The organism is Nonomuraea sp. NPDC049028, from assembly GCF_043197735.1.
In the GTDB taxonomy this organism is placed as follows: Bacteria; Actinomycetota; Actinomycetes; order Streptosporangiales; family Streptosporangiaceae; genus Nonomuraea.
In genome coordinates this window covers 226733-250714 of the sequence record NZ_JBICTR010000016.1, presented here as the reverse complement: position 1 = coordinate 250714, position 23982 = coordinate 226733, and the positions used below count along the sequence as shown (strand labels likewise).

Annotated in this window: 23 protein-coding genes; 11 read left to right on the top strand and 12 right to left on the bottom strand. The window is 70.3% G+C overall.

Annotation, left to right across the window (positions count from 1 at the left end):
- Positions 1 to 14 precede the first annotated feature (14 nt).
- Positions 15 to 1955 carry a phosphogluconate dehydratase gene (gene edd / locus ACGFJ2_RS50565; protein ID WP_357952639.1) on the bottom strand — a complete coding sequence of 647 codons (1941 nt, stop codon included), beginning with the start codon at positions 1953 to 1955 and terminating at the stop codon, positions 15 to 17.
- A gap of 41 nt (positions 1956 to 1996) precedes the next feature.
- Positions 1997 to 3472: a glucose-6-phosphate dehydrogenase gene (gene zwf, locus ACGFJ2_RS50560; protein WP_357952640.1), complete on the bottom strand. Its 1476-nt coding sequence runs from the start codon at positions 3470 to 3472 to the stop codon at positions 1997 to 1999.
- A gap of 142 nt (positions 3473 to 3614) precedes the next feature.
- Here zwf and ACGFJ2_RS50555 point away from each other — a divergent pair, with 142 nt between their 5' ends.
- The gene (locus tag ACGFJ2_RS50555) at positions 3615 to 4805 is read left to right on the top strand and encodes an ROK family transcriptional regulator (RefSeq protein ID WP_357952641.1); all 1191 of its coding nucleotides are present in this window, start codon (positions 3615 to 3617) and stop codon (positions 4803 to 4805) included.
- 78 nt (positions 4806 to 4883) lie between these two features.
- On the opposite strand, the gene ACGFJ2_RS50550 is transcribed toward ACGFJ2_RS50555, so the two are convergent.
- Entirely contained in the window at positions 4884 to 5402 is a 519-nt protein-coding gene (locus tag ACGFJ2_RS50550) for a hypothetical protein (RefSeq protein ID WP_393480953.1), read from the bottom strand.
- Positions 5403 to 5523: 121 nt separating this feature from the next.
- Positions 5524 to 6225 carry a DUF2470 domain-containing protein gene (locus ACGFJ2_RS50545; RefSeq protein ID WP_393480950.1) on the bottom strand — a complete coding sequence of 234 codons (702 nt, stop codon included), beginning with the start codon at positions 6223 to 6225 and terminating at the stop codon, positions 5524 to 5526.
- A 76-nt stretch (positions 6226 to 6301) separates the two neighbouring features.
- On the opposite strand from ACGFJ2_RS50545, the gene rpsD reads away from it, so the two are divergent.
- Positions 6302 to 6916 carry a 30S ribosomal protein S4 gene (rpsD, locus tag ACGFJ2_RS50540; protein ID WP_357952868.1) on the top strand — a complete coding sequence of 205 codons (615 nt, stop codon included), beginning with the start codon at positions 6302 to 6304 and terminating at the stop codon, positions 6914 to 6916.
- Between the two features lie 2 nt (positions 6917 to 6918).
- Positions 6919 to 8181: a low temperature requirement protein A gene (locus ACGFJ2_RS50535; protein ID WP_393480947.1), complete on the top strand. Its 1263-nt coding sequence runs from the start codon at positions 6919 to 6921 to the stop codon at positions 8179 to 8181.
- Here ACGFJ2_RS50535 and ACGFJ2_RS50530 read toward each other — a convergent pair.
- Together ACGFJ2_RS50530 and ACGFJ2_RS50525 are read right to left on the bottom strand one after the other, a co-directional pair.
- Positions 8162 to 9043, bottom strand: a complete 882-nt coding sequence (locus ACGFJ2_RS50530) for an ion transporter (protein WP_393480944.1) — start codon at positions 9041 to 9043, stop codon at positions 8162 to 8164. The two genes, ACGFJ2_RS50535 and ACGFJ2_RS50530, sit on opposite strands and share 20 nt — an antisense overlap.
- A 53-nt stretch (positions 9044 to 9096) precedes the next feature.
- Positions 9097 to 9573, bottom strand: coding sequence for a nitroreductase family deazaflavin-dependent oxidoreductase (locus tag ACGFJ2_RS50525; RefSeq protein WP_357952646.1), 477 nt, complete (start codon positions 9571 to 9573; stop codon positions 9097 to 9099).
- Between the two features lie 91 nt (positions 9574 to 9664).
- On the opposite strand from ACGFJ2_RS50525, the gene ACGFJ2_RS50520 reads away from it, so the two are divergent.
- The gene (locus tag ACGFJ2_RS50520; protein ID WP_357952647.1) at positions 9665 to 9982 is read left to right on the top strand and encodes a DUF4190 domain-containing protein; all 318 of its coding nucleotides are present in this window, start codon (positions 9665 to 9667) and stop codon (positions 9980 to 9982) included.
- Here the strand turns inward: ACGFJ2_RS50520 and ACGFJ2_RS50515 are convergent.
- The gene (locus ACGFJ2_RS50515; protein ID WP_357952648.1) at positions 9905 to 10615 is read right to left on the bottom strand and encodes a TetR/AcrR family transcriptional regulator; all 711 of its coding nucleotides are present in this window, start codon (positions 10613 to 10615) and stop codon (positions 9905 to 9907) included. The two genes, ACGFJ2_RS50520 and ACGFJ2_RS50515, sit on opposite strands and share 78 nt — an antisense overlap.
- Before the next feature lie 67 nt (positions 10616 to 10682).
- On the opposite strand from ACGFJ2_RS50515, the gene ACGFJ2_RS50510 reads away from it, so the two are divergent.
- Both ACGFJ2_RS50510 and ACGFJ2_RS50505 read left to right on the top strand, forming a co-directional pair.
- Positions 10683 to 11423: an ATP-binding cassette domain-containing protein gene (locus ACGFJ2_RS50510; RefSeq protein WP_357952649.1), complete on the top strand. Its 741-nt coding sequence runs from the start codon at positions 10683 to 10685 to the stop codon at positions 11421 to 11423.
- The gene (locus ACGFJ2_RS50505) at positions 11423 to 12148 is read left to right on the top strand and encodes an ABC transporter permease (protein ID WP_357952650.1); all 726 of its coding nucleotides are present in this window, start codon (positions 11423 to 11425) and stop codon (positions 12146 to 12148) included. The genes ACGFJ2_RS50510 and ACGFJ2_RS50505 overlap by 1 nt, the downstream gene beginning before the upstream one ends.
- 27 nt (positions 12149 to 12175) lie before the next feature.
- On the opposite strand, the gene ACGFJ2_RS50500 is transcribed toward ACGFJ2_RS50505, so the two are convergent.
- Complete coding sequence (locus ACGFJ2_RS50500; protein WP_393480939.1) at positions 12176 to 13534, bottom strand: S8 family serine peptidase; 1359 nt, start codon at positions 13532 to 13534, stop codon at positions 12176 to 12178.
- Positions 13535 to 13717: 183 nt separating this feature from the next.
- On the opposite strand from ACGFJ2_RS50500, the gene ACGFJ2_RS50495 reads away from it, so the two are divergent.
- Positions 13718 to 15757 (top strand): spermidine synthase, encoded by a 2040-nt coding sequence (locus tag ACGFJ2_RS50495; RefSeq protein WP_393480936.1) that lies wholly within the window; start codon positions 13718 to 13720, stop codon positions 15755 to 15757.
- Between the two features lie 37 nt (positions 15758 to 15794).
- Here the strand turns inward: ACGFJ2_RS50495 and ACGFJ2_RS50490 are convergent, their stop codons facing one another.
- Complete coding sequence (locus ACGFJ2_RS50490) at positions 15795 to 16727, bottom strand: MurR/RpiR family transcriptional regulator (RefSeq protein WP_393480933.1); 933 nt, start codon at positions 16725 to 16727, stop codon at positions 15795 to 15797.
- A gap of 130 nt (positions 16728 to 16857) precedes the next feature.
- On the opposite strand from ACGFJ2_RS50490, the gene ACGFJ2_RS50485 reads away from it, so the two are divergent.
- From ACGFJ2_RS50485 to ACGFJ2_RS50475, 3 genes are read left to right on the top strand one after another with little or no spacing between them, the layout of a single operon-like run.
- Complete coding sequence (locus ACGFJ2_RS50485; RefSeq protein WP_357952654.1) at positions 16858 to 18249, top strand: MFS transporter; 1392 nt, start codon at positions 16858 to 16860, stop codon at positions 18247 to 18249.
- Positions 18246 to 18692, top strand: coding sequence for a GAF domain-containing protein (locus ACGFJ2_RS50480; protein ID WP_393480930.1), 447 nt, complete (start codon positions 18246 to 18248; stop codon positions 18690 to 18692). Before ACGFJ2_RS50485 ends, ACGFJ2_RS50480 begins: the two co-directional genes overlap by 4 nt.
- Positions 18693 to 18702: 10 nt before the next feature.
- The gene (locus ACGFJ2_RS50475) at positions 18703 to 19914 is read left to right on the top strand and encodes an amidohydrolase family protein (protein WP_357952656.1); all 1212 of its coding nucleotides are present in this window, start codon (positions 18703 to 18705) and stop codon (positions 19912 to 19914) included.
- A 7-nt stretch (positions 19915 to 19921) separates the two neighbouring features.
- Here ACGFJ2_RS50475 and ACGFJ2_RS50470 read toward each other — a convergent pair whose 3' ends face one another.
- From ACGFJ2_RS50470 to ACGFJ2_RS50460, 3 genes are read right to left on the bottom strand one after another with little or no spacing between them, the layout of a single operon-like run.
- Positions 19922 to 20734 carry a carbohydrate ABC transporter permease gene (locus ACGFJ2_RS50470; RefSeq protein WP_364005518.1) on the bottom strand — a complete coding sequence of 271 codons (813 nt, stop codon included), beginning with the start codon at positions 20732 to 20734 and terminating at the stop codon, positions 19922 to 19924.
- Positions 20731 to 21651 carry a carbohydrate ABC transporter permease gene (locus tag ACGFJ2_RS50465; protein WP_393480926.1) on the bottom strand — a complete coding sequence of 307 codons (921 nt, stop codon included), beginning with the start codon at positions 21649 to 21651 and terminating at the stop codon, positions 20731 to 20733. Before ACGFJ2_RS50465 ends, ACGFJ2_RS50470 begins: the two co-directional genes overlap by 4 nt.
- Positions 21648 to 22952: an extracellular solute-binding protein gene (locus tag ACGFJ2_RS50460; RefSeq protein WP_358184671.1), complete on the bottom strand. Its 1305-nt coding sequence runs from the start codon at positions 22950 to 22952 to the stop codon at positions 21648 to 21650. Before ACGFJ2_RS50460 ends, ACGFJ2_RS50465 begins: the two co-directional genes overlap by 4 nt.
- Positions 22953 to 23220: 268 nt before the next feature.
- Here ACGFJ2_RS50460 and ACGFJ2_RS50455 point away from each other — a divergent pair, with 268 nt between their 5' ends.
- Positions 23221 to 23955, top strand: a complete 735-nt coding sequence (locus tag ACGFJ2_RS50455) for a DeoR/GlpR family DNA-binding transcription regulator (protein WP_357952660.1) — start codon at positions 23221 to 23223, stop codon at positions 23953 to 23955.
- Positions 23956 to 23982: the final 27 nt, after the last annotated feature.

Sequence of the window (23982 nt, the reverse complement as noted above, 5' to 3'; positions counted from 1 at the left end):
GAAGAGCACGATGTTCACCTGGCGATGCTCGCGTGCCGCCCGCGAGGGGCGCCCGACTCCAGGTGAGAGGCGCCCGCCTCGGCGGGGAAGCCCAGTCCGGGGCCGTGGTCCGGCGACTCGGCGCCGCTGATCCCGAAGATCCCCGCCCCCTGCTCCGCGTGCCCCGCCATGCGGCGGAACGTCGCGAACAGCTCGCGCCCGGTCCCCACCCACTGCGCGTCGCTCAGCGGCCGTCCGCCGGGCGTGCGCCGGGCCAGCTCCTCGGCCGGGACCAGCACCTCCAGCGTCCCCGCCGCCGAGTCGAGCCTGATCACGTCGCCCTCGCGGACCAGCGCGATCGGCCCGCCGTCCGCCGCCTCGGGCGACAGGTGGATGGCCGCGGGCACCTTGCCGGAGGCGCCCGACATGCGGCCGTCGGTCACGATCGCCACCCGCTGCCCCCGATCGAGCAGTACGGCCAGCGGCGGCGTGAGCTTGTGCAGCTCGGGCATGCCGTTCGCGCTCGGCCCCTGGTAGCGGATGACCGCGACGAAGTCCTGCCCGTCCAGCTCGCCCGCCTCGAAGGCGCGCAGCAGTTCGAGCTGGTCGTCGAACACCTTGGCCGGCGCCTCGATCACCAGGTGCTCGGCCTTGACCGCCGACACCTTGCTGACGGCCCGGCCCAGGTTGCCCTCGACCATGTGGATGCCGCCGTCGGCGGAGAACGGCGCGGCCACCGGCCGCAGCACGTCGAGGTCGGCGCTGCCGCCGGTCACCTCCGACCAGGTCAGCTTCCCGTCGGACAGTGTCGGAGCCGACCGGTAGTGGTCCAGCCCACGCCCGGCCACGGTCAGCACGTCGGCGTGCAGCAGGCCCTCGTCCAGCAGGTCGCCGATGAGCACCTGCATGCCGCCGGCGTCGCGGAAGTGGTTCACGTCCGCCTGGCCGTTCGGGTAGATCTTGGTCAGCGAGGGCACGACGGCCGACAGGCAGGCCAGGTCGTCCCAGGTCAGGACGATGCCCGCGGCGGCGGCCATGGCGACCAGGTGCAGCGTATGGTTGGTGGAGCCGCCGGTGGCCAGCAGCGCCACGCAGGCGTTCACGATCGACTTCTCGTCGACCAGCTCGCCGACCGGGGTGTACTCGGGGCCGTGCGCGGTGATCTCCACCGCCCGGCGCCCGGCCGCCTCGGTCAGCGCGTGCCGCAGCTCGGTGTGCGGGTTGACGAACGTCGAGCCCGGCAGGTGCAGGCCCATGACCTCCATCAGCGCCTGGTTGGAGTTGGCGGTGCCGTAGAAGGTGCAGGTGCCGGGGGAGTGGTACGACTTGGCCTCGGCGTCGAGCAGCTCGTCCCGGCCCACCTTGCCCTCGGCGAACAGCTGCCGGGTGCGGGCCTTGACCTTGTTCGGCAGCCCCGAGGTCATCGGGCCGGCCGGCACGAAGATCGCGGGCAGGTGCCCGAAGTGCAGCGCCCCGATCAGCAGGCCCGGCACGATCTTGTCGCAGACGCCCAGCAGCAGCGACGCGTCGAACATGTCGTGCGACAGCGCGATCGCGGCCGACATGGCGATCACGTCCCGGCTGTAGAGCGACAGCTCCATACCGGCGCGGCCCTGGGTGATGCCGTCGCACATCGCGGGCACGCCGCCCGCCACCTGCGCCACGCCACCGGCCGCGCGCACCGCCGCCTTCAACTCGGCCGGGTACGTCTCGTACGGCTGGTGCGCGGAGAGCATGTCGTTGTAGCTGGTCACGATCGCCACGCCGGGCTTGGCCGTACCCATCAGGAGGGGCTTGTCGGCGGCCGGCGCGGCGGCGAAGCCATGTGCCAGGTTGGCGCAGCCGAGGTGCGCGCGGGCCGGGCCCTTGGCGCGGGCGGCTTCACCTTCGCGCCGGATCCGCTCCAGGTAGACGGTGCGGCTGGCTCGGCTGCGTTCGGTGATCCTGTCGGTGATCTCCTGGACGACGGGGTGCATAGACCCTCCTTCAGTGGGTCCTCGACCCCAAGTCGGCTTGTTCACGCTTGGTCCTCTTCGTGCCACTCGCGACCGCTGCGGGCGAGCAGCTCGTGGGCGCCCGCCGGTCCGGTGGACCCGGCGGGGTAGGGCTCGGGCAGTTCGGCGGACGACTCCCAGGCGGCCAGGATCGGGTCGATCCACTGCCAGGCCGCGGCCACCTCGTCACGGCGCATGAACAGCGTCGGGTTGCCCGCCAGCACGTCCATGAGCAGCCGCTCGTACGCCTCCGGTACGCGCGCGGTGAACGTCTTGCCGAAGCTGAGGCTCAGCGGCACCGGCTTGAGCGCCACCTCGCCCGCTCCCGGCTCCTTGGCCATGATGTGCAGCTCGATGCCCTCTTCCGGCTGCAGCCGCAGGACGAGCCGGTTCGGCGAGCCGCCGGGGTAGATGGAGTGCGGCACGTCCTTGAACTGCACCACGATCTCCGACGCCCGGCGCGGCAGGCGCTTGCCGGTACGCAGGTAGAACGGCACCCCGGCCCACCGCCAGTTCTTGACCTCGGCGCGGATTGCGGTGAACGTCTCCACCCGGCGCGAGGCCTCGGTGGGCGGGGTGGAGGCGGGCTCGTCCAGGTAGCCGGGCATGCCGTCGGCCTCGGTGTACTGGCCGCGCACGGTGAAGCGGTCGACCTCGGTGCCGGTGATGGGCCGCAGCGCCTGGAGCACCTTCACCTTCTCGTCGCGGATCGCCTCGCGGTCGTTGCGGGCCGGCGGCTCCATGGCGGTCATGCAGAGCAGCTGGAGCAGGTGGTTCTGCACCATGTCGCGCAGCGCGCCGGCCTGGTCGTAGTAGCCGCGCCGGCCGGGCGTGCCCACGGTCTCGGCGGCGGTGATCTGCACGTGGTCGATCCAGAGGGAGTTCCAGATCGGCTCCAGGAAGGCGTTGGCGAAGCGGAGCACGAGCAGGTTCTGCACGGTCTCCTTGCCCAGGTAGTGGTCGATGCGGAAGATCTGCGCCTCGTCGAAGATGGCGCCGACCTCCTCGTTGATCCGCTGGGCGCTGGCCAGGTCGCGGCCGAGCGGCTTCTCCAGCACCACCCGCGAGCGCGGCGTCACCAGGCCCGCCTGGTCCAGCTCGCGGCAGAACGGCCCGAACGTCATCGGCGGGCTGGCCAGGTAGAACACCCGGTCGCGCTGCTCGTGCCCGCCCAGCAGGGCGGCCAGCGCGCGCCAGCCGGACCGGTTCGTGCCGCCCACGTCGACGGACACGTGGTGCAGGCGGCCCAGGAAGCGCTGCCACGCGCCGAGGTCGGCCGGGACCTGGTCCCGTACCTCGGCGTCCACCTTGCCGCGGAAGTCCTCGTCGGTCAGCCCGCCCCGGGACATGGCGATGATCCGCGTCTCGGGCGAGAGCCGGCCCTCCACGTCGCTGTGGTAGAGCGCCGGGAGCAGCTTGCGCATGGACAGGTCGCCGGTACCGCCGAAGACGACAAGGTCAGCGGCGTGCGCGGTGGCGGGGGTGGGAGAGGGGGACACGGCTGGGAACTCCGATGATCTACCAAGCAGGGACAGAACGGACACTAGCCAGAGTTGGGTAACTACACAAGCAGAGTTTTGCTATTTGAGATAAAAAAGTCGAGACTTTTCATTACCTAACCTCCTGTGATTCACTTGGCGGATGCCTCGACGTACCGCCGCGACGCTCGCCACGAGTGGCGAGGTGCTCCGCCTCATTCGCACCGGTGAGGCCGTGACGCGAGCGGATCTGGGCCGGGTGACCGGTCTGTCCCGCCCCGCGGTGCAACTGCGAGTCGGCGAGCTGCTCGACCGCGGTCTGGTCGTGGAGCGGGCCGACGCGCCGTCCACCGGCGGCCGGCCCCCGGTCCGGCTGGAGTTCAACGCCGTCGGCGGCGTGGTGCTGGTGGCCGCCCTCGGCGCCACCCGTACGCGGGTGGCGGTCTGCGACCTGGCCGGCCGCGAGCTCGAGGGGCGCGACTTCGCCATCGACGTCGAGCAGGGCCCCGACGTGGTGCTGCCGCTCGTCATGGACACCTGGGACGAACTCCTCGGCGACCGGCCGCGCTCGATGCTGCGGGGCGTGGGCATGGGCATGCCCGCCACGGTCGAGTTCGCGCAGGGCCGCACCGAGAGCGCCAGGGTGATGGCCTCGTGGACGGGCGTGGTGATCCCGCCGGTGGTCCGCGAACGCTTCCCGGTGCCCGTACTCATCGACAACGACGTCAACCTGCTGGCCATCGGCGAGCACCGGGGCGCCTATCCCGACCTGGACGACCTGATGTTCGTCAAGGTGTCCACCCGGATCGGCGCGGGCGTCATCGCGGGCGGCGAGATCCTGCGCGGCGCGCTCGGCGCGGCGGGCGAGATCGGCCACATCCCCGTACGCGACGGCGGCGGCGTGCTGTGCCGCTGCGGCAACATCGACTGCGTCGACTCGGTCGCCAGTGGCACCGCGCTGCTGCGCGACCTGCGGGCCGCGGGCAAGGACGTCAAGACCATCGCCGACGTGACCGCGCTGGTGCGCGCCGGGGACGCCGAGACGATGGCGATCGTCCGCGAGGCGGGCCGCCGGATCGGCGAGGTCCTGGCCATCGCCGTCAACATCCTCAACCCGTCGGTCGTGGTACTCGGTGGCGACGTGGCCGAGGCGTTCGGGCCGCTGGTGTCGAGCATCCGCGAGGTCGTCTACCGCCGCGGCACCGCGCTGGCCACCCGCCGGCTGCGCATCGAGCCCAGCAGGCTGGGCGCCGGGGCGGGCATCAGCGGGTGCGCGGTCATGGTCCTCGACCACGTGCTCTCGCCGGACGCCGTCGACGAGAGCATGATCGCCCGCCTCAAGGTCACTTCCTGACGAGCGGCCCCAAGGCCGCTTCCTGGCGGTCGGCGGCGGTCAGGCCCGCACCGCTGGGGATGCGGTTCGGTCAGGCTCTCACCGGTGGGGATGCCGGCTCGGCCAGGGCTTCTTCGTCTTGCGCGGTGGCGTGATCCGGTCCGAGGGGATGCTCCTCGGTGGTTGCGTGTGGCCCATGGCCGCCTCGGGCAGCGCGGGCTGCAGCGTGGCGATGGCCGTGCCGTTGGGCCGCGGGGTCGGTGACGCGCTCCGGGTGGGACTGGCCTGGGGGTGCGGGCTGCCGGTCGCCCGGGTGGCGGCAGGGGTGGGCGGGGCGGTCCTCCTGGCCCGGCGGGTGGGCGCGGGGTCCGCGGGGGGCGGCGTGGACTGGACCGGACGCGTGACCGGGACGCGATAGCGGGCGAGCTTCGATTCGATCGCTCCCGGCTCGCGCCGTGCCGGGCCCGGGTGGTGGCCACGGTCGGGCAGGCCGGCCATAGTGAGCTGTGTCCCGGGGAAGACGCCGCCGACGAGGATCGCCGCGGTGGCCAGCATCAGGCAACCGGTCATCAATCCGGCGACCATCAGAATCCGCCTGCGCCGCTCTGTGTGATCCACAGGCGCCGATGATAGTAACTCGGCACCCCATCTCGGGCGACTCCCGGCGAATCGTGATCAAGTTCCCCGGCACGTCCCCCTGACGCTCAGCGCCGCGAACCCCTCACGGTCGGCAGGGCAGTCAGCACGCGCACAGCAGGCCGCGCAGCGCGGTCTCCAGGCAGAGCGCGGTGTGCGCGGGGGCCGGCCACGCGAAGCGTACGAGCTGCTCGTCCGCCCGGACCGTCGCGCCGTAGCGGTCCAGCTCCCACAGCCACACGTCCCCGGCGTCCCCGCCCAGGTGCTTGGCCACCCCACCCGCGAGCTGGGCCCGGTGCGATTCGTTGATGTGGGCCAGCACGCGCTCGGCGGTGGTGGCCAGTGGATCGGGGATGGCGTCGAGGTAGTCGTCGGCGTCCAGCACTCCGGAGTCGTGCCCGGTCAGGTACACCACCTGGCCGACATCGAGCCGCAGCAGCCGGGGCGCGTCCGGCCGCCCGTACCTCTCCAGCGCCTCGAACAGGGCCTCGTCGGCCGTGTGCGCCGCGACCGCGACGGCGGCCCCGCGCGCCTCGCTCTCGGGCACCGCCTGTGCCCATCCCTGCACCTCGAGCAGCCCACGGGGATGCGAGACCTGGCCGAGCACGCGCATGGCGGTCAGGTTCACCGCGACGACGGCGTCGTCGCGCAGGCCGTGCAGCGCCTCGCCCGGCCGCACCAGCAGCACCGGGCGGCCCCGCTCGTCGACCCCGCCGCGGGCGGGCGCGGGGGCGCCGTCGACGGACAGGCGGGCGACGCTCGCCGACGCGGCAAGAGTGCGGATCCGCTCGGGGATCGTGAGCATGGCGCCTCCTTGAGATCTCGCTTCGCTATAGGTTAGCCTTGCCTAAGTAAGGACTACCTAACCACATGAGGTGAACGTGCGCTACACCGGTCCGAAGGTGCGACTGTCACGTCGCGCGGGCGTCCCGCTGACCAAGAAGGCCGTCCGCTACTTCGAGCAGCGCCCCTACCCGCCGGGCGAGCACGGCCGCAAGACCAACCGCCGCAACTCCGGCGACTACGGGCTGCGGCTGCTGGAGAAGCAGAAGCTGCGCTGGTACTACGACGTGTCGGAGCGGCAGCTGCGCCGCTACTGGGACCTCGCCGTGCGCAAGCCGAGCGCGTCGGGTGCCGAGCTGGTCACGCTGCTGGAGACCCGCCTGGCCTCGCTGGTGCTGCGGGCCGGCCTGGCCCCGTCGATCTACGCGGCCAGGCAGTACGTCAACCACGGCCACATCGCCGTCGACGGCCGCAAGGTGGACATCCCCAGCTACCTGGTCAAGCCCGGCCAAGTCATCACCGTGCGGGAGCGCTCACGCAGGATGCAGCCGTTCGTGGCCGCCGCCGAGGGCGTGTACGCCGACGAGCGGATCGCGGCCTACCTGTCCGTCGATCATTCCGACCTGCGGTTCACGCTGGTCAACAGGCCCGAGCGCGAGCAGATCAGCGTCCCGGTGGACGAGCAGCTGGTCGTGGAGTTCTATTCTCGTTAGCCGTGAGTGATGCAGGAGCCGCGAGTAGCGCGGAAGCCGTGAGTGACGGCGCCGCGAGTGGCATGGGTGAGCGGCATGCCAGCTGGCTGGAATTATTCTTCGACCTCGTCGTGGTGGTGGCGGTCGCCCAGCTGGCGCACCGCCTGCAGCACCCGACTTGGGGCGATGTGGCGCTGTTCGCCATCCTCTACTACGCGGTGTGGAGCATCTGGACGTCCCTGACGCTCTATTCCAACGTCCGCGCCGAGAAGACGCACCTGCGCAGCATGCTGATCGGGATGTTCGGCATCGCGGTCATGGCGGCGGCGGCCCCCGACGTCGCCCACGCCATCCCCGGCGTGGGCACGCACGACAAGTGGTTCATCGCCGCCTACATCACCTGCCGGGTCAGCGCCTCCCGGTCGCTCCAGGCGGCCAGCACGGTGATGACCGCCTGGCCCGCGGCCCAGCTCGGCGCGGGCCTCACACCGTGGTTCGCCTCGCTCGGGGTGGAGGGCGAGTGGCGCTACTACCTGTGGGGCCTCGGCATCGCGCTGGACGTCACCTTCTCCATCCTGCAGAGCCGCCGGCCGGAGCGGTTGGTCAAGGAGATGACGGCACAGGCCGATCGGCTCAGGGCGCGCGAGCTGCGCCGGGCGGCCAGGGGCGGGAAGATCTTGGAGGCGCGCTACCTGGAGGCGCCGAAGGTCGCCGTGCTCGACCCCGCGCACCTGGGCGAGCGGCTCGGGCTGTTCGTCATCATCGTGCTGGGCGAGGCGGTCATGCAGGTCGTGATCGCCTCCTCCGGGCTCAGCTGGGACTGGCCGCTCGGCCTGGCCGCCGTGGCCGGGTTCGGGCTGATCGTGTCGCTGTGGTGGCTCACCCTCCAGTACGGCCTGAGCGCCGTGCCCGAGATCCACGAGCGGGGGCTCAAGCCGTACATCGCGCTGCCCGCGCACTACGCGATGACGGCGGGCATCACCGCGACCGCGGCGGGGCTCGGCGTGGTGGCGTCCGCGCCCGCCGAGCATCTGCACGGCGGGATCTCGTGGGTGCTGTGCGGTGGCCTCGCCGTCTACTTCGCCGCCTCCACAGTGCTCGGTGTGGCCAGCCGCGCCGGGCGCCGGTGGATCTGGGGCTGGGCCGTGCCCTCGATCGTGGTGCCGCTGCTGGTCGCCGCGATCGCGGGCCTGGTGCCGGCGTGGAGCGTGGTGGCTCTGCTGTTGGCGGTCGCCCTCTGGCGGGTGGTCTACAAGCCCGCCGCGCCTACCGCCGTCCCCGCTTGACCGAGCGGCCGCCGCCGCCACCTCCGCCCCCGTTTCCGTTTGATCGAGCGGCCGCCGCGGCCCCCGCCTGTTCGAGCATGTTCCGCTCTTCGCGCAGCTCGGTGACCTCTTTGCGGAGCGCCGTCAGCTCGGCCAGAATCAGCTGGAGCGAGGCCGCGGTGTCGACGTCCTGCTCCGCGCGCTCGGCGGCCGACTCCTCCTCCATGGCGCTCACCACGACGGCCATGAACAGGTTGAGCACGACGAACGTGCAGACCAGGATGAAGATCGTGAAGAAGATCCAGGCCGTGGGGTGGGTGTTCATCACCTCCCTGGCGATGTTGCCCCAGTCGTCGCCCGTCATCGTCTGGTAGAGGGTGAACAGCGAGGTGGGCAGGCTGCCGAAGCGGTTCGGCGCCGTGTCGCCGTACAACTTGGTGGCCATGACGGCGGCCACGTACAGGACCAGGGAGAGCAGCAGCACGATCGAGCTCATGCCGGGCATGGCGCGCAGCAGGGCCGAGACGACCCGGCGCAGGCTGGGCACCACCGACAGCAGGCGCAGCGCCCGCAGGATGCGCAGGGAGCGCAGCACCGACAGGCCGCTCGCGAAAGGGGCCAGGGCGATCGCCACGATCACGGTGTCGAAGATGTTCCACGGATCACGCGGGAAGCGCGAGCGTTCGACGTAGATCTTCGCGAGCAGCTCGGCCACGAAGATGTAGAGCGCCGCATGATCGACCACGGTCAGCAGGTGACCGTAGTTCTCGACCACGGCGGGCACGGTTTCGAGGCCGAGGGTGGCCGCGTTGAGCAGGATGACGCCGACGATGAACCGCTGGAAACGCTGGTGCTCGACGAAGGCTCGGGTGCGTTCACGCACGGGAAGGGGCTCCTAGAGAGGGAAAAGTTGCCCCACCATGATGACGCAGGAGATCACTGTGTCGGTGTCAGGCGGAAGACCCGCAGCTCCCGCCCGGACACCTCGGTGTAGCGGTCGAACAGCGGCCACCGCTCGATCAGCCACGGCCACGCCGCCTCGCGGTCGGCGCCGGTCAGCAGCGTGGCGGTGACGGGGAAGTCCTTCCCCCGGAAGCTGGCCGTGGCCCTGGGTGTCTTCAGCAGGTTGCCGCTCCACGCCGGGTGGTGGTCCTGGCCGAAGTTGCTGCCCACCACGAGGAGGGTGCCCTCTGGTTCGGGCAGGCAGGCGAGCGGCGAGCTGCGCGGCAGACCGGACTTGGCGCCCGTGGTGACCAGGATCAGCGTCGGGATGACCGGATTGTTGCTGAGCAGCCGTCCCCGGGTCAGCCGGTGCACGGTCCGGTCGAGCTGCGGCATGAACTTGGGACCGGCCCTCATGAACCACTTGGCCGCCGCCAGCCGATGGAGGAAGAGCCTCAGAACCCGGAGCATGCGGCGAGTGTAGCAAGCGTTTGGTCAACTGCGGACGGCGGAGCGCCTGTGGTATAAAAAACCGCCTAATCGACAACGGGGGCGAGTGCAGATGTCCTATCCCAACTACGGCCCCTCCTACTACGGGCCACCGCCTCAGACGCACCCCAACGGCACCACGATCCTGGTTCTGGGCATCCTGAGCCTGGTCGTCTGTACGTTCATCGGCCCCTTCGCCTGGTCGATGGGCACCAAGGCGCTCCGGGAGATCGACCAGAGCGGCTACATCTATGAGAACCGGGGCATGGTGTCGGCCGGCCGCGTCTGCGGCATCGTCAGCACCTGCCTGATGCTAGCGGTGATCGGCCTCTACGCGATCATGTTGGTGGTCTTCGGTGGCGCCGCCATCCTCGGCGGCCTCGACGACTAGCGATCGGCGGCCATAGCCGCCGATCCCCGACTCCAGCAGGTCGAACGCCCTCGCCGCCTGCGTGCGCACGTCCGCCCAGATCTCCTGCCACTGCTCGCCCGCCATCTTGCGCCGTAGCGCGTGCCGTGTCAGCAGTCGCGTCGTGCTCAGGATCTGGTCCGCCACGAGCTGCGGAGTGAGGTCGTCGGGCCCGGCGCCGGTCTCCTCGGCGATGATGGCCGCCAGGTTGGTGGTGGAGATGTGCTCCACCTCGCGCATTTTGGCGATCAGCGCCGCGCTCTCCTCGACCATCCGGCCGAACACCTCGGCGCCCTCGCCCATCCCGTATCGCCACTCGCGGGTGTCGAGCGCGTCGAAGTAGTCGCGCCGGAAGGCGGCCACGATGCTCTCGCCGGGCCGCCGCTCGCGCACCACCTTGCTCGACAGGTCCACCACCTCGTCCTGCCGGTCGGCGAACAGGTCCTCTTTGGTGCCGAAGTAGTTGAACACCGTGTTGACCGACACGTCGGCGGCCCGCGCCACCTGCGCGACGGTAACGTTGTCGAATCCGTGGATCATGAACAGCCCCATCGCCATGTCGGCGATGCGCTGCCTGGTCTCCCGCTTCTTCCGCTCGCGCAGCCCCTCGTCCATGCCTCCATGCTACCAATATTGCAGTCGCACCAAAATTGTGGCTACTCTATTTTTGGAGGCGATGAAAATGATCAAGACTGTGGGTCTGCGCAAGACCTTCAAAGGCGGCGTCGAAGCCGTCAAGGGTGTGGACATATCGGTGGAGCCCGGCGAGATCGTCGGCTTCCTCGGCCCCAACGGCGCCGGAAAGACCACGACCATGCGCATGCTGACCACGCTGCTCCAGCCCACGTCGGGCACCGCCACGGTGGCGGGCCACGACCTGCTGGGCGACGCCCGCGAGGTGCGCCGCCGCATCGGCTACGTGTCGCAGGGCGGAGGGATCAACCCGGCCGCCCCGCTCGGGGAGGAGCTCGAACTCCAGGCCATGCTGTACGGCCTCTCCCGCGACGAAGCCGGGCCGCGGGTACGCGAGGTGCTGGCCCGGCTCGACCTGACCGGCCTGGAGTCCAGACCCGGAGGCGCCCTGTCCGGCGGCCAGCGGCGCCGCTTCGACATCGCGTTCGCCCTGCTGCACCGGCCCGTGCTGCTGTTCCTGGACGAGCCGACGACCGGGCTCGACCCGCAGAGCCGGGCCAACCTGTGGGAGCACATCCGGGCGCTGCGCGCCGAGCAGGGCGTGACGGTCTTCCTGACCACGCACTACCTCGACGAGGCCGACGCCCTGTGCGACCGGCTGCTGATCATCGACCACGGCCGCATCGTGGCCGAGGGCGCCCCGGCCGAGCTCAAGACCGGTGGGCGCACGCTCGACGACGTGTTCCTGGACATCACCGGCAGGTCCCTGCGCGAGGAGGCGGGCGTCTGATGCTGCGCGAGACCTATCTGCTGTTCCGTCACAACCTGCGAAGCACGCTGCGGCAGAAGATCGCCATCATCTTCGGCGTCATCCAGCCGCTGGTCTTCCTCGTGCTGTTCGGGCCCATCTTCGCCACGATCGGCACCTGGGAGACGCTGGTGCCGGGCCTGATCATCCAGCTCGGCCTGATGAGCACTGGCATGGCCGGGTTCGGCGTGGTCTTCGAGAAACGCTCGGGCGTGCTGGAGCGCATGCGCGTCACCCCGGCCAGCCGCCTGGCCCTGCTGCTCGGCCGGGTGCTCAACAACGCGGTCACGCTCATCATCCAGGCCGTGCTGCTGGTCGCGGTCGGCTACGCGTTCGGCCTGCGCGCCCCGGCCACGGGGGTGGCGGCCGGGCTCGTGCTGGTGGTCGTGCTCGGGCTCAGCCTGGCCGCGCTGTCGTACGCGGTCGCGCTGACGCTCGATGACCAGCTCTTCGCGCCGGTGATGAGCACCGCGGTGCTGCCGCTGGTCCTGCTGTCGGGCGCGTTCCTGCCCATGTCGATGGCGCCCGGCTGGCTGGACGCGCTCTCGCACATCAGCCCGTTCCGGTATGTCCTGGAGGCGCTGCGTGATCTGTTCGCCGGACATTACGCCACCGGCACGGTCGGCGTCGGGGTGGCGGTGACCGTGGCCTTCGCCCTGGTCAGCGTCACGGTCGGGACGCGGGTGTTCAACCAGGAGAACGCCTGAGGCGGTCACCGCCACCACGGCACTCCGTCAGGACATGCTTCTGGCCCGGCGCTGGAGCGCGGCGATGATCCCGGTGGTGTCGACGATCCCGTAGCCGTAGTCGTAGTCGAAGCCTACCTCGCTGCGGTCCTCGCCTGTTCGGCGGAGCAGCGCGCGCAACTGCGCGGGCCGCAGCCGCGAGGTGGGCCAGAGCGTACGGATCGCCGCGACCAGCCCGGCGGCGACCGGAGTCGCGGCCGAGGTGCCGGAGTCGGGCTCGGCATCGCCGAACGCCTTGGACCCGGAGAAATGGGTGTAAGCGCAGATGTCGGGCTTGCGGGCGGTCAGCCGCCCCGGCCCCTGCGAGGAGTAGCCGACCCGGGTGCCGCTCACGTCGACGCCGCCGATCGACAGGGCCCTGGGATGCGAGTTCGCGCCGGTGATCGGCCGGTTCGGGTAGGCGCACCGGCCGTCGCGGCACTCGCGCCCGCAGTTGCCGGCCGCGAACAGCACGTCGGCGCCCGCGCTGTCGAGGCTGGAGATCATCAGGTTGAACGGGTGCGCCGCGTTGTCCGAGTAGTTGCCCGGATGGCCGACGGGGAAATCCCACTCGGGGGAGAACGACCCCCACGAGTTGCTGATCACCAGTGCCCTCGACTCCTCGGGCTGCGCCTCGAGCACCATGCGCAGGTGCGCGAACGCGGCCACGGCGTCCGACAGCAGCCCGTCGAGCGCCGAGCCGCCAGGACGGGTGGAGCGCAGCACCGGGATGTCGATCAGCGACGCCTGCGGCGCGCCGATGAGCGTGTCGAAGGCGCACATCGTGCCATGGGCGACCTCGAACTCGCCTGCCCGGCCGTCGACGCCCGTGGGGTTCCAGCTCCGCTGGGCGTCGAGCGTGACGCCCCGGCCGAGCTGCCTGGCGACGTGGGCGGCGTTGATGCCGGTGTCGAGCACGGCCAGGGTCACCCCGGAGCCGTCCAGCCCCTCGGCGTGCAGCCCGGGGACGTTGAGCAGCCGTTCGACGTCGTGCCAGTCGCCGAACGGCGCGTCGCCGCCGCAGGTGAGCGAGGACTCGACGACCGGATCGGCGTAGACGCCGACGACGTCGGGCCGGAGGGTGGGCAGGAGGGTCACGCGGGTCAGGAGCTCGTCGTCGGAGATCGTGCCGCGAACCAGCACCGAGGCGTCCTCGGCCGCCAGGGAGAAGTCCAGCGGCTGGTTGAGTGACAGCGGGTCGCCGCCGGGCGGCGGGACGGGCCGGGGGAGGGGCACGGGCGTGAAGGCGTGGTCGAGCTCGACTCCGGGCAGGCCGTCCGCGACGTCGGCCGTGGTGGCGGTCTGGCCGGGATCGGCGACTGCCGCGACCAGATCGGGGGAGGGGCGCAGCTGGATCAGAACGCGCATGGGGCACCACCGGAATGTTCGGAGGGAAATGAACCTCCCAAGATTCCTTCATCTGTCCGGGCGTGTCCAGCGCATCTCATAGGCTTTGACCTGCTGAAATGCCGTAAAAGCCGCCAAGGGGACGATATTCATTCCCGCTGTCAGGCTTCCTTGTTCCCGGTCCGTTCACTAGCGTGAGGCGGCATGACGCTCCAGGCACAAAAGACGGTAGCGGGCGAGGACGGCGATCACTGGCTGGCGGTGCGGCCGAGGCTCATTCTCGCCAGTGCGTTCATGCTCTTCCTGGAGCTGGCGCTGATCCGGTGGACCGGATCGAACATCGTGCATCTCAGCTATTTCACCAATTTCGTGCTTCTCGGGTCGTTCCTCGGCATCGGGCTGGGGTTCCTGCGCGTGGGGCGGGCGCGGCGGCAGCCGTACTATTCGCCGGTCATCCTGTTCGGCCTGGTCTTCGTCGTGCTGACCTTTCCGGTGACCGTCGACCGCAACACCGAGGGCGTCCTCTACTGGACCAGCCTGCAGACCACGGGACCGCCCGCGTGGCTGATCCTGCCGGTGATCTTCTGCGCGGCGGCGCTCGTGCTGATGGGCCCGGCCGAGCTGGTCGGGCGCTGCTTCCCCGAGCTGCCCCGGCTGGAGGCCTACCGCTACGACCTGATCGGCAGCCTCTCGGGGATCGCGGTCTTCACCGCGCTGTCGTTCCTGAGCGCGCCGCCGGTGTTCTGGGGGCTGATCGCGGCCGCCGCCTACGGTGTGCTGCTGGTGCCCCGGCCGCGGATCATCTATCTCGGGCTCGTCACCGTGCCGTCGCTGGCGGTCGTGGGGCTGCTGCTGGCCGAGACGCTGACCGCCGGGGCGTTCTGGTCGCCGTACTACAAGGTCACCTACAAGCAGTTCCAGCAGCTCGGCGTGCCCGTCACCGACATCTCCGTGAACGGCATCCCGCACCAGCAGGCCGTGCCCGCCGCCGCCCGGCTGCAGTGGGAGCGCCAGTACGGCCTGCCGTACGAGCGGGCCGGCACTCCGCCCAAGAACGTGCTCATCGTCGGCGCGGGCAGCGGCACGGACGTGGCGATCGCCCTGTCCAAGGGCGCCACCCACGTCGACGCCGTCGAGATCGACCCCAAACTCCGCGAACTCGGCGGTTCCCTGCACCCCGACAAGCCCTACGACGATCCCCGGGTGACCACCCACGTCACCGACGGCCGCGCCTTCCTGGAACGGACCGGCGACAAGTACGACCTGATCCTGTTCGCCCTGCCCGACTCGCTCACGCTCGTGTCGGGGGCCAGCTCGCTGCGGCTGGAGAGCTACCTGTTCACCGAGGAGGCCATGCGGGCCGCCCGGGCGCACCTCAAGCCCACCGGGACCTTCTCGATGTACAACTACTACCGCGAGAGCTGGCTCGTCGACCGGCTCGCCTCGACCGTGCAGAACGCCTTCGGCCACAAGCCGTGCGTCGACGTGGTCAGCACGGCGGGCCAGCAGGCCGTGATCACGGCGGGCGCGACGGCGTCGGCGCAGCGGTGCGCGGGGGAGTGGGCGGGCGCCGCCGCGGGCACCCCGCCGCCGACCGGTGACGACCGGCCGTTCCTCTACCTGAAGGACGGCGACATCCCGTCCCTCTACCTCATCACGCTCGGCCTGATCCTCGCGGTCAGCCTGATCGCCGTCCGCGTCGTCGCCGGGCCCTACCGGCGGATGCGCCCCTACGCCGACCTGTTCCTGCTCGGGGTGGCGTTCCTGCTGCTGGAGACCAAGAGCGTGACGGGCTTCGCGCTGCTGTTCGGCACGACGTGGGTGGTCAACGCGATCGTGTTCGCCGGGGTGCTCGTCGCCGTGCTCGCCGCCGTCGAGATCACCCGCCGCTTCCGCACGCCGCCACTGCCGGTCATGTACGGGGTGCTGTTCGGCGGCCTGCTGCTGGCCTGGCTGGTGCCGAACACGTGGCTGCTGTCGCTGCCACTGCCCCTGCGGGCGGTCGCGGCGGTGACGGTGGCGTTCCTGCCGATCTTCGCGGCGAACGTGGTCTTCGCCAAACGCTTCTCCGACTCGGCGGACGCCACGACGTCCTTCGGCGCGAACCTCCTGGGGGCCATGGTGGGCGGCTGCCTGGAATACCTGGCGCTGGTGATCGGCTACAAGGGCCTGCTCATCGTGGCCGCCGTCCTCTACCTGGGCGCCTTCGTCCTGCTGCCGCGCAAGTCGGTGGCGGCCTCGTAGTACGGGGCCGGCCGCGCTACGGACCGGCTCAGGCCCGCTACGGGCCCGCGCCGGGTTCGTCGTCGTGCTGGTCGACGGGGGCGGGTGGTGTGGGGCGTCGGTGCAGGAGGCCGAACTTCGACCACATGCCCTCGGCCGTCTCGATCGAGGCGGCCGTCCGGGCCGGGTCCACGGTGGCCAGCTGCGTGACCAGCGCCTGCGCGACGGCCATACCCGCGGTCAGCGACGGGAAGAACGCCACCCCCTCGGCCGGGACCATCACCACCTCCTCGGCGGCGTTGGCCAGGGCGGGGCTGGCCGCGTCCGTCAAGGCGAAGACGCGGACGCCACGGGCACGCGCCTCGTTGGCGGCCAGCACGGTGCTCTCGTACAGCCGCCAGAAGCTGATGGCGATCAGCACGTCACCCGGGCCGATCGCCGCGACGGAGTTGGCCAGCTCGGCGTCCCCGCTCGTCACGGCCGCGACCGGGTAGCCGGCCAGCCGGGCGTTGTGCGCGAGCGCCATGCCGACCGCCGCGTAGCTGCCGTCCGCGACGATCACCGTGCGGCCCGCGGCGGCGACGGCCTCGGCGATGGTACGCAGCACGCCCTCGTCCAGACGCCTGTTGAGCAGCGCGAGGCTGTCCAGGTCGCGCCGGAGCGAGCGGGAGCTGGGCGAGCCGGCGCCGCTGTGCTCGGCCGCCACCTGGGGCGCGCTGAGTGAGGACAGGTAGCGGGCGCGCAGCTCCTGCTGGAGCGCGGGCCATCCGGCGAACCCGAGCGCCTGCGCGGTGCGGGTCACGGTCGCCACGTTCACGCCCGCGAGCTGGGCCAGCTCGGCGGCCGCACCGAACGAGGCCCGGCGCGGCTGCGAGAGCAGCACCTCCAGCAGCGCCGCCGCCTTGGGGCGCAGCCCGCGCTCGGGCACCCGGTCGCGCAGCCAGTCCTGAAAGTTGTCCGTGACCTGCTCTGCCACCTGATCCTCTCCCATGGGGTGAGGAGCCATGCTACGCGTTCGCAACATGGATACTGTGCAAAGAACATTGCAATCTATGGGATTTGCACTATACGTTGCCAGGCAATCGTTCTACAGGGCTGTGACCTTGGGAAGGTGCGTTGGCATGACCTTGTTGGCCCGTCTGGACCGGCTCCCACTGAGCCGTCCGCACTATCTCCTTCTGCTCATAGGCGGACTCGGCTACACCTTCGACGGCATGGACTCCGCCGTGGTCGCCTTCCTACTGCCCAGCGCCCGCGCGGAATGGGGCCTCGACGACGGCCAGCTCGGGCTGATCGGGTCCGCGAGCCCGTTCGGGTTCCTGTTCGGGGCGGCCATCGCGGGCCTGCTCGGCGACCGCATCGGCCGCAAGAAGGTCATGATGTACGCGCTGGCCTTCTACGCGGTCTTCTCCGTGGTCGCCGCCTTCGCCCCCAACTACGAGGCGTTCCTGGGCTCCAGGATCCTCGCCGGGGCGGGAGCCGGCGCCGAGAGCGCGATCATCGCGCCGTTCCTGTCGGAGTTCGTCCCGGCCAAGCGGCGCGGCTGGTTCATCGGCGCGCTGGCCGGGTTCTTCTCCTTCGGCTTCGTCATGGCCGCGCTGATCGGGCGGTTCGTGGTCCCCACGATGGACGACGGCTGGCGCGTCGCGCAGTTGATCACCGCGGTGCCGATCGTGATGCTGCTGTGGTGGCGGCGCTCGCTGCCCGAATCGCCGCGCTTCCTGCTCCAGCAGGGCCGCCACGCGGAGGCCGAGGCGGTGGTCGTGGACATCGAACGCCGCGTCGAGCGGGCCACCGGGCAGGCTCTCCCGCCCGTGCCCGCCGCCACCGCGCAGGTCGCGACGGCCACGCCGAAGGTGAACCTGATCAGCGCGCTGCGGTTCCTGTGGAGCCCGGCCATGGCCAAGCGGACCGCCGTCATCTGGCTGATCTGGTTCGTGATCACGTTCTCCTACTACGGGTTCTTCTCCTGGATCCCGACCCTGCTCGTGGGGCGCGGTATCACGGTGACCAAGAGCTTCGAGTTCTCGATCATCATCTATCTGGCGCAGATCCCCGGCTACTTCTCCGCCGCCTGGCTCTCGGAGCGGCTGGACCGCAAGAACACCATCGCGCTCTACCTCGCGGGCTCGGCGATCAGCGCGTTCTGGCTGTCCCAGATGGACTCGCCGGTCGCCATCACGATCGCGGGCGCGGTGCTGTCCTTCTTCCTCAACGGAACGTACGCGGGTGTCTACTCCTACACGCCCGAGGTGTTCCCGACCTGGATCCGGGCCACCGGCACCGGCCTGTCCAGCGCGTTCGGCCGCGTCGGCAGCATTCTCGCGCCCACGATCATCGGCCTGTCGGCCGCGAGCCTGGGCTTCGCCGGAGTGTTCGGCCTCACCACGGCCGTGCTGGTGGCCGGGGTGATCTGCGTGATCGTCTTCGGCCTGGCCACGGCCGGACGGTCGCTGGAAGACCTGACCGAGCGGGGCGATCCCGCCGACACAGCGGGGGAGATGGCGAAATGACCGACCTGAAAGACGTGGAGGACAAGGTCCGGGAGTCACTGGGGGTACGGCTGTTCACGGTCCTGGCCTGGATTCCCGAACGGCGGGCGCTGCGGCGCGTCCACAGCAGCGACCCCGAGCGCTATCCCGTGGGCGGGGAGAAGACCGTGGAGGTGGCCAAGGGCTGGCTGACCCGCTGCATCGAGGCGGGCGAGCCGTACTTCGGCCCGGACCGGGCCGCCGTGCGGGAGGTGTTCGCCGACCACGAGCTGATCGAGAGCCTGGGCTGCGGGGCCATCGTCAACGTGCCCGTGATGGACGCGGGCGAGGTGCTCGGCGTGCTGAACATCCTGGACGCCGAGGGCAGTTACGACGAGGAGTCGGTCGCCGTCGCCGCGTCCCTGGCGCCGCTCGCGGTGCCCGCCCTGCGTGCCGCCGTACACGGAACCGCCGAGAGAACCTGAGAGGTATCAAGTGAGTCTGCTGCTGCGTAACGCCCTCGTGCTCGACGTGGTCACCGGTGACTACGCCGAAGGTGACCTGCGCTTGGAGGAGGGCCGCATCGTCGAGGCGGGCCCGGGACTGGTCGGCACCGCGGGCACGCGGGTGATCGACGTGGCCGGCGGTGTGGTCGTACCCGGGCTGATCGACGCGCACGTGCACGTCACCGCCGCGACCGCCGACCTGGGCGGCCTGCCCGCCATGTCGCCTTCCTACGTCGCCGCGCACAGCGCCCGCCTGATGGGGCAGATGCTCGACCGCGGTTTCACCACGGTCCGGGACGCCTCGGGAGCCGACTACGGGCTGTGCGACGCCCAGGAGGAGGGCCTGATCCGCGGGCCGCGGCTGCTGTTCTGCGGCAAGGGGCTGAGCCAGACCGGCGGCCACGGCGACCAGCGCGGCCGGGGCCAGAACGGGAGCGCCGACCAGTCCTGCTGCGCCGGTCTCGGCCGGGTCGCCGACGGCGTGGACGCCGTGCGCACCGCCGCGCGCGATGAGTTGCGCAAGGGCGCCCACCACATCAAGGTCATGGCCTCCGGCGGTGTCGCCTCGCCCACCGACCGCATCGACTCGACCCAGTACTCCATGGACGAGCTGCGCGCGATCGTCGAGGAGGCCGAAGCCGCCAACCGCTACGTCGCCGCGCACGCCTACACGGCCCGCGCGGTCAACCGCGCCCTGGAGGCGGGGGTGCGCTCGATCGAGCACGGCAACCTGCTCGACGACCGCAGCGTGGAGCTGTTCCTGCGGCACGACGCCTACCTGGTGCCCACGCTCGTGACGTACTGGGCGCTCAAGGAGGAGGGCATGGCCTTCGGCCTGCCGGAGTCGAGCTGGCGCAAGGTCGACGAGGTGCTCGGCGCCGGGCTCCGGGCGCTGGAGCGCGCCGCCCGCGCGGGCGTACGGCTGGCCTACGGCAGCGACCTGCTGGGCGGCATGCACCGGCACCAGAACCACGAGTTCCGGCTGCGTGGCGAGGTGCAGCAGCCGATCGACGTGCTGCGGGCCGCCACGGTCAACGCGGCCGACCTCGTCGGACTGGCCGGCGAGATCGGCACGCTCGCGGTGGGCGCGCGGGCGGATGTGCTCGTGCTCGACGGCGACCCCCTGCGGGACCTCGGGGTGCTCGCCGAGCCCAAGCACATCCGCCACGTCGTGCAGGGCGGCCAGGTGGTCTCCGGGTGAGCTTGCCTCAGCCCTTGAGTCCGCTGGAGAAGCCCTTGATCACGTAGCGCTGCAGGAGGAGGAAGATCACCACGATCGGCAGCGCCCCGAGCACCAGCCCGGCGAAGACGAGACCGTGGTCGGAGACGTACTGGCCGACGAAGGCGAAGACGCTCACCGGCACCGTCTCGAACCCCGAGCCGCCCAGGTAGAGCAGGGGGGTGAAGAAGTCGTTCCAGATGAAGACGGCGTTGAGGATCAGCACCGTGCCGGTGATCGGCCGCAGCAGCGGGAAGACGACCCTGGTGAACGCGGTCAGATGCGAGGCGCCGTCGATCTGGGCGGCGCTGGCGTACTCGCGGGGCAGCGCGCGGATGAACCCGGTGTAGAGGAACACCGTGAACGGCAACTGGATCCCCGTGTAGAACAGGATCATCCCGGCGTGCGTGCCGATCAGCCCCAGGTCGGTCACCAGCTGGTAGAGCGGGATCATCCCGAGCTGGAAGGGCAGCACGATGCCCAGCAGGAACAGCACGTACAGCCCGTAGCCCAGATGGCTCTTGGCCCTGGCCAGGTAGTAGGCGGCGAAGGAGCCGAGGGCGATCAGCGCGACCAGGCTGACCGCGGTGATCACGGTGCTGTTCATCAGGGACGGGCCGAGCGCGGCCGCCGACCACGCCTTGGTGAAGTTGTCCGTCGTGGGCGGGGCGGGCAGCGCCAGCGGCGTCTGCGAGATCTGCGCCGGGTCCTTCAGCGACAGCGTGATCAGCGCGTACACCGGGAAGAGGAACGCCACCGCCACCACGATCATGACGATCTCCAGCAGGAACGTCCGCCTCACTGGGCCACCTCCCGGCCGCGCAGGTAGTAGACCTGCACGAGCGACACCGCGGCCACGAACAGCGCGAGCACCAGGGCGATCGCGGTGCTGTAGCCGAACTTGCCGAACACGAACGCCTGCTTGTACAGCACGGTCGACAGCGTCTCGGTGGCGTAGCCCGGGCCGCCGTTGGTCGCCGCGAAGACCTGGTCGAACAGCTTGAGACCGCCGATCGTGGAGAGCATCAGATTGATCGTCAGAGCCGGGGCGAGCAGTGGCCAGGTGACGTACCGGAAGCGCTGGAGGGTGCTCGCGCCGTCGATCATCGCCGCCTCGTGCAGCTCCTTCGGCACGCCCTCCAGCCCGGCCAGGAAGATGACCATCGAGTAGCCGGCGTACTGCCACACGACCGTGGCCGCGATCGACCACAGCGCGAGCGACGGGTCACCGAGCCAGTCGATCTTGAGGCCGAGCAGCCCGTTGAGCCCGGCGGACGGGTCGGGGTTGTAGATGTACTTCCACAGGAAGGCCACCATGACCGGGCTGACGACGACCGGCGCGAAGAAGATCACCCGCAGCAGCGCCCGGCTCTTCAGCTTCGCGTGCACGCCGAGCGCGAGCAGCAGCCCCACCGCGTTCTGCACGACGACGATCGCCACGGTCAGCAACAGCGTGTTGCCGATCGAGTCCATCGCCTGGTCGTCGTGCAGGAGCGTCTGGAAGTTCGCCAGCCCGACGAAGGACTTGTCCGCGCCGATGCCGCTCCAGTCGGTGAAGGCGTACAGCATGCCCGCCAGGCTGGGATAGAGCACGACGACGGCGTACACCACCAGGGCGGGCGCCGCGAACAGCCACGAGGGCGAGAGCGCGGCGAACCGCCGCCGCGGCTTGCCGGCCGCGGCGGTGGATCGTCCGACGGGCGTCGCTGTCATGGTCATTTGGCGTAGGCCTCGTCCATCTTCCGTAGCGCGTCGTCAATCTTGATCTTGCCGGCGAGCAGGTCCTGGATCACGGCGAAGTGGACCGGCTGCACCTCGGCGTTGGGCCAGCGCTGGTCCATGAACGGCACGGCCCGGTCCTTGGTGAACGGCAGGAACGACTGCACGGCGGGGTCGATGGTGGAGGAGGCGTCCTGGGTGAGCGGGATGGCCGCGATGGCCTTGGCCCAGCGGTTGATGTTCTCCTGCTTGCCGAGGAAGTCGATGAACGCCTTGGCCTCGGCCAGGTTCTTGCCCTTGGCGGCGGCGCCGAGGCCGACCACCACGCCGGCCGGGATCCACACCTGGTCCGCCACGTCCGCGCCGGGGACCGGGAACATCGACAGGTCGTCGGGACTGCCCGCCGACTTGCGGAAGTCCGGCAGCACCGCCGACACCTGGATGGCCATGCCCGCCTTGCCGGTGGCCACCATCGAGATCTGCTGCTCGAAGGTGGTGCCGTTCGGCTTGTCGTTGAAGAAGCCGCGCTTCTGCAGCTCCAGGTACATCTCCATCGCGTCGCGCCAGCCGGACTTGGCGAAGCTGGTCTGCCCCGCCGCCTGCTTGTCGTCGAAGGTGGGGTCCTTGGCGTACACGGTCGACGGGACGAGGGCGTACGTGATGAGCTGGGTGACCCACGGCGTCTGCGCGCCCAGGGCGATCGGCGTCTTGCCGGCCTTCTTCAGCTTGTCGCAGACCGCCAGGAACTCCGTCCAGGTGGTCGGCGGCGCGTCCACGCCCGCCTCCTGGAACACCTTCTTGTTGTAGATCGCGCCGATGACCGAGGAACCGGCCGAGTAGATGTAGGTCTTGCCGTCCTTCTGGAAGGCGGGCTTGAAACCGGTCGGGATCGTCTGCGTCCACGACTGGTCGGACAGGTCGGCCAGCAGCCCGGCCCCGGCGATCTGGTCCATCGACATAGCGCTGCCGCTGCCCGGGTAGACCACGTGCACGTCGGGCGCGTTGCCCGCGCCGAGCTGCGTACGCAGCGAGGTCTGCACCTGGTCGGTCGGCGCGAACGAGGTGGCCAGCGTGACGCCCGGCTTGGCCTGCTTGTAGGCCGCCACCAGCTCGTCCATCGGCGCCTTCTGGTCGGCCACGCCGACGAACCTCAGCTCGACGGCGGAGGCCTGCCCCTGACCGGTGGAGCCGGTGGTCTGTGGCTTGGTCGAACACGCGGTCGCCGCGGCGGCGACCGCGAGACCGCCCATCATGCGGAAGAACTGAACGCGGCTCAGCCTGGCGTCGCGTAGTTCGGTCATGGCACTGTCTCCTCGGTCTGACGGGATTGGGGGGCTCCCGAGGGATGCGAACGTTTTAATTAGTTACATCTAACGTTAAAACGTGTGAAGTTGTGAAGGTGCGAGGAGACTACGAGCCGTTCCGCAGGGGTGTCAAGGGTGCGCGCCACGCTACGATGCGCTGTCATCACAGCTGCCATCGCGCTGTCATCGTTCTGTCATCGAGACCGGGAGGGCGCGGGTGAAATCACGTCAGCACTCGGACAGGGGAGTCGTCAGGCGCCAGGCGATGGCGGAGCATCTCATGCGGCACGGCTCCGCCTCGGTGAGCGAGCTCGCGGAGGTGTTCCGCGTGAGCGTGATGACCGTCCACCGCGACCTCGACGAGCTCGAGTTCCATGGCATGGTGCGCAAATACCGCGGCGGCGCGAGCGCGCAGGCGTCGAGCGTCTTCGAGAGCAACATCGCCTACCGGCTGACGGCCCAGACCGAGGAGAAGGAGGCGATCGCCCGCCACGTGGTGGGGCTGATCGAGCCGGGCAGCTCGGTCATGATCGACGACTCCACGACCGCGCTGGCCGTCGCCCGCCATCTCAACGAGGTGGCCCCCCTGACCGTGGTGACGAACTTCCTCGAGGCCATCAAGCTGCTCGCCCCCGTGCCCGGCATCCGGCTCATGGCGCTGGGCGGCGAATACCATCCGACGCACGACTCGTTCCTTGGCGTCGGCTGCGTCGACTCCGTCCAGGCCATGAACACCGACATGGTGATCGTCTCCACCTCGGCCATCTCCGACCGGCACGCCTTCCACCAGGAGCAGGAGATCGTGCTGGTGAAGCGGGCCATGGTGGCCGCGGGGACGCGCTGCGTGCTCGCGGTGGACCACACCAAGCTCGACCGGGTGGCGCTGCACCGGGTGGCGCCGCTGGAGAAGTTCGATGTCATCGTGGTGGACGCGGGGGCGCCGGCCGAGGCCGTCCAGCGCCTGCGCGACCGGCGGCACAACGTCGAGATCGCCGGCTAGCGCGCCGCCTCACATTCCATGGTGTCG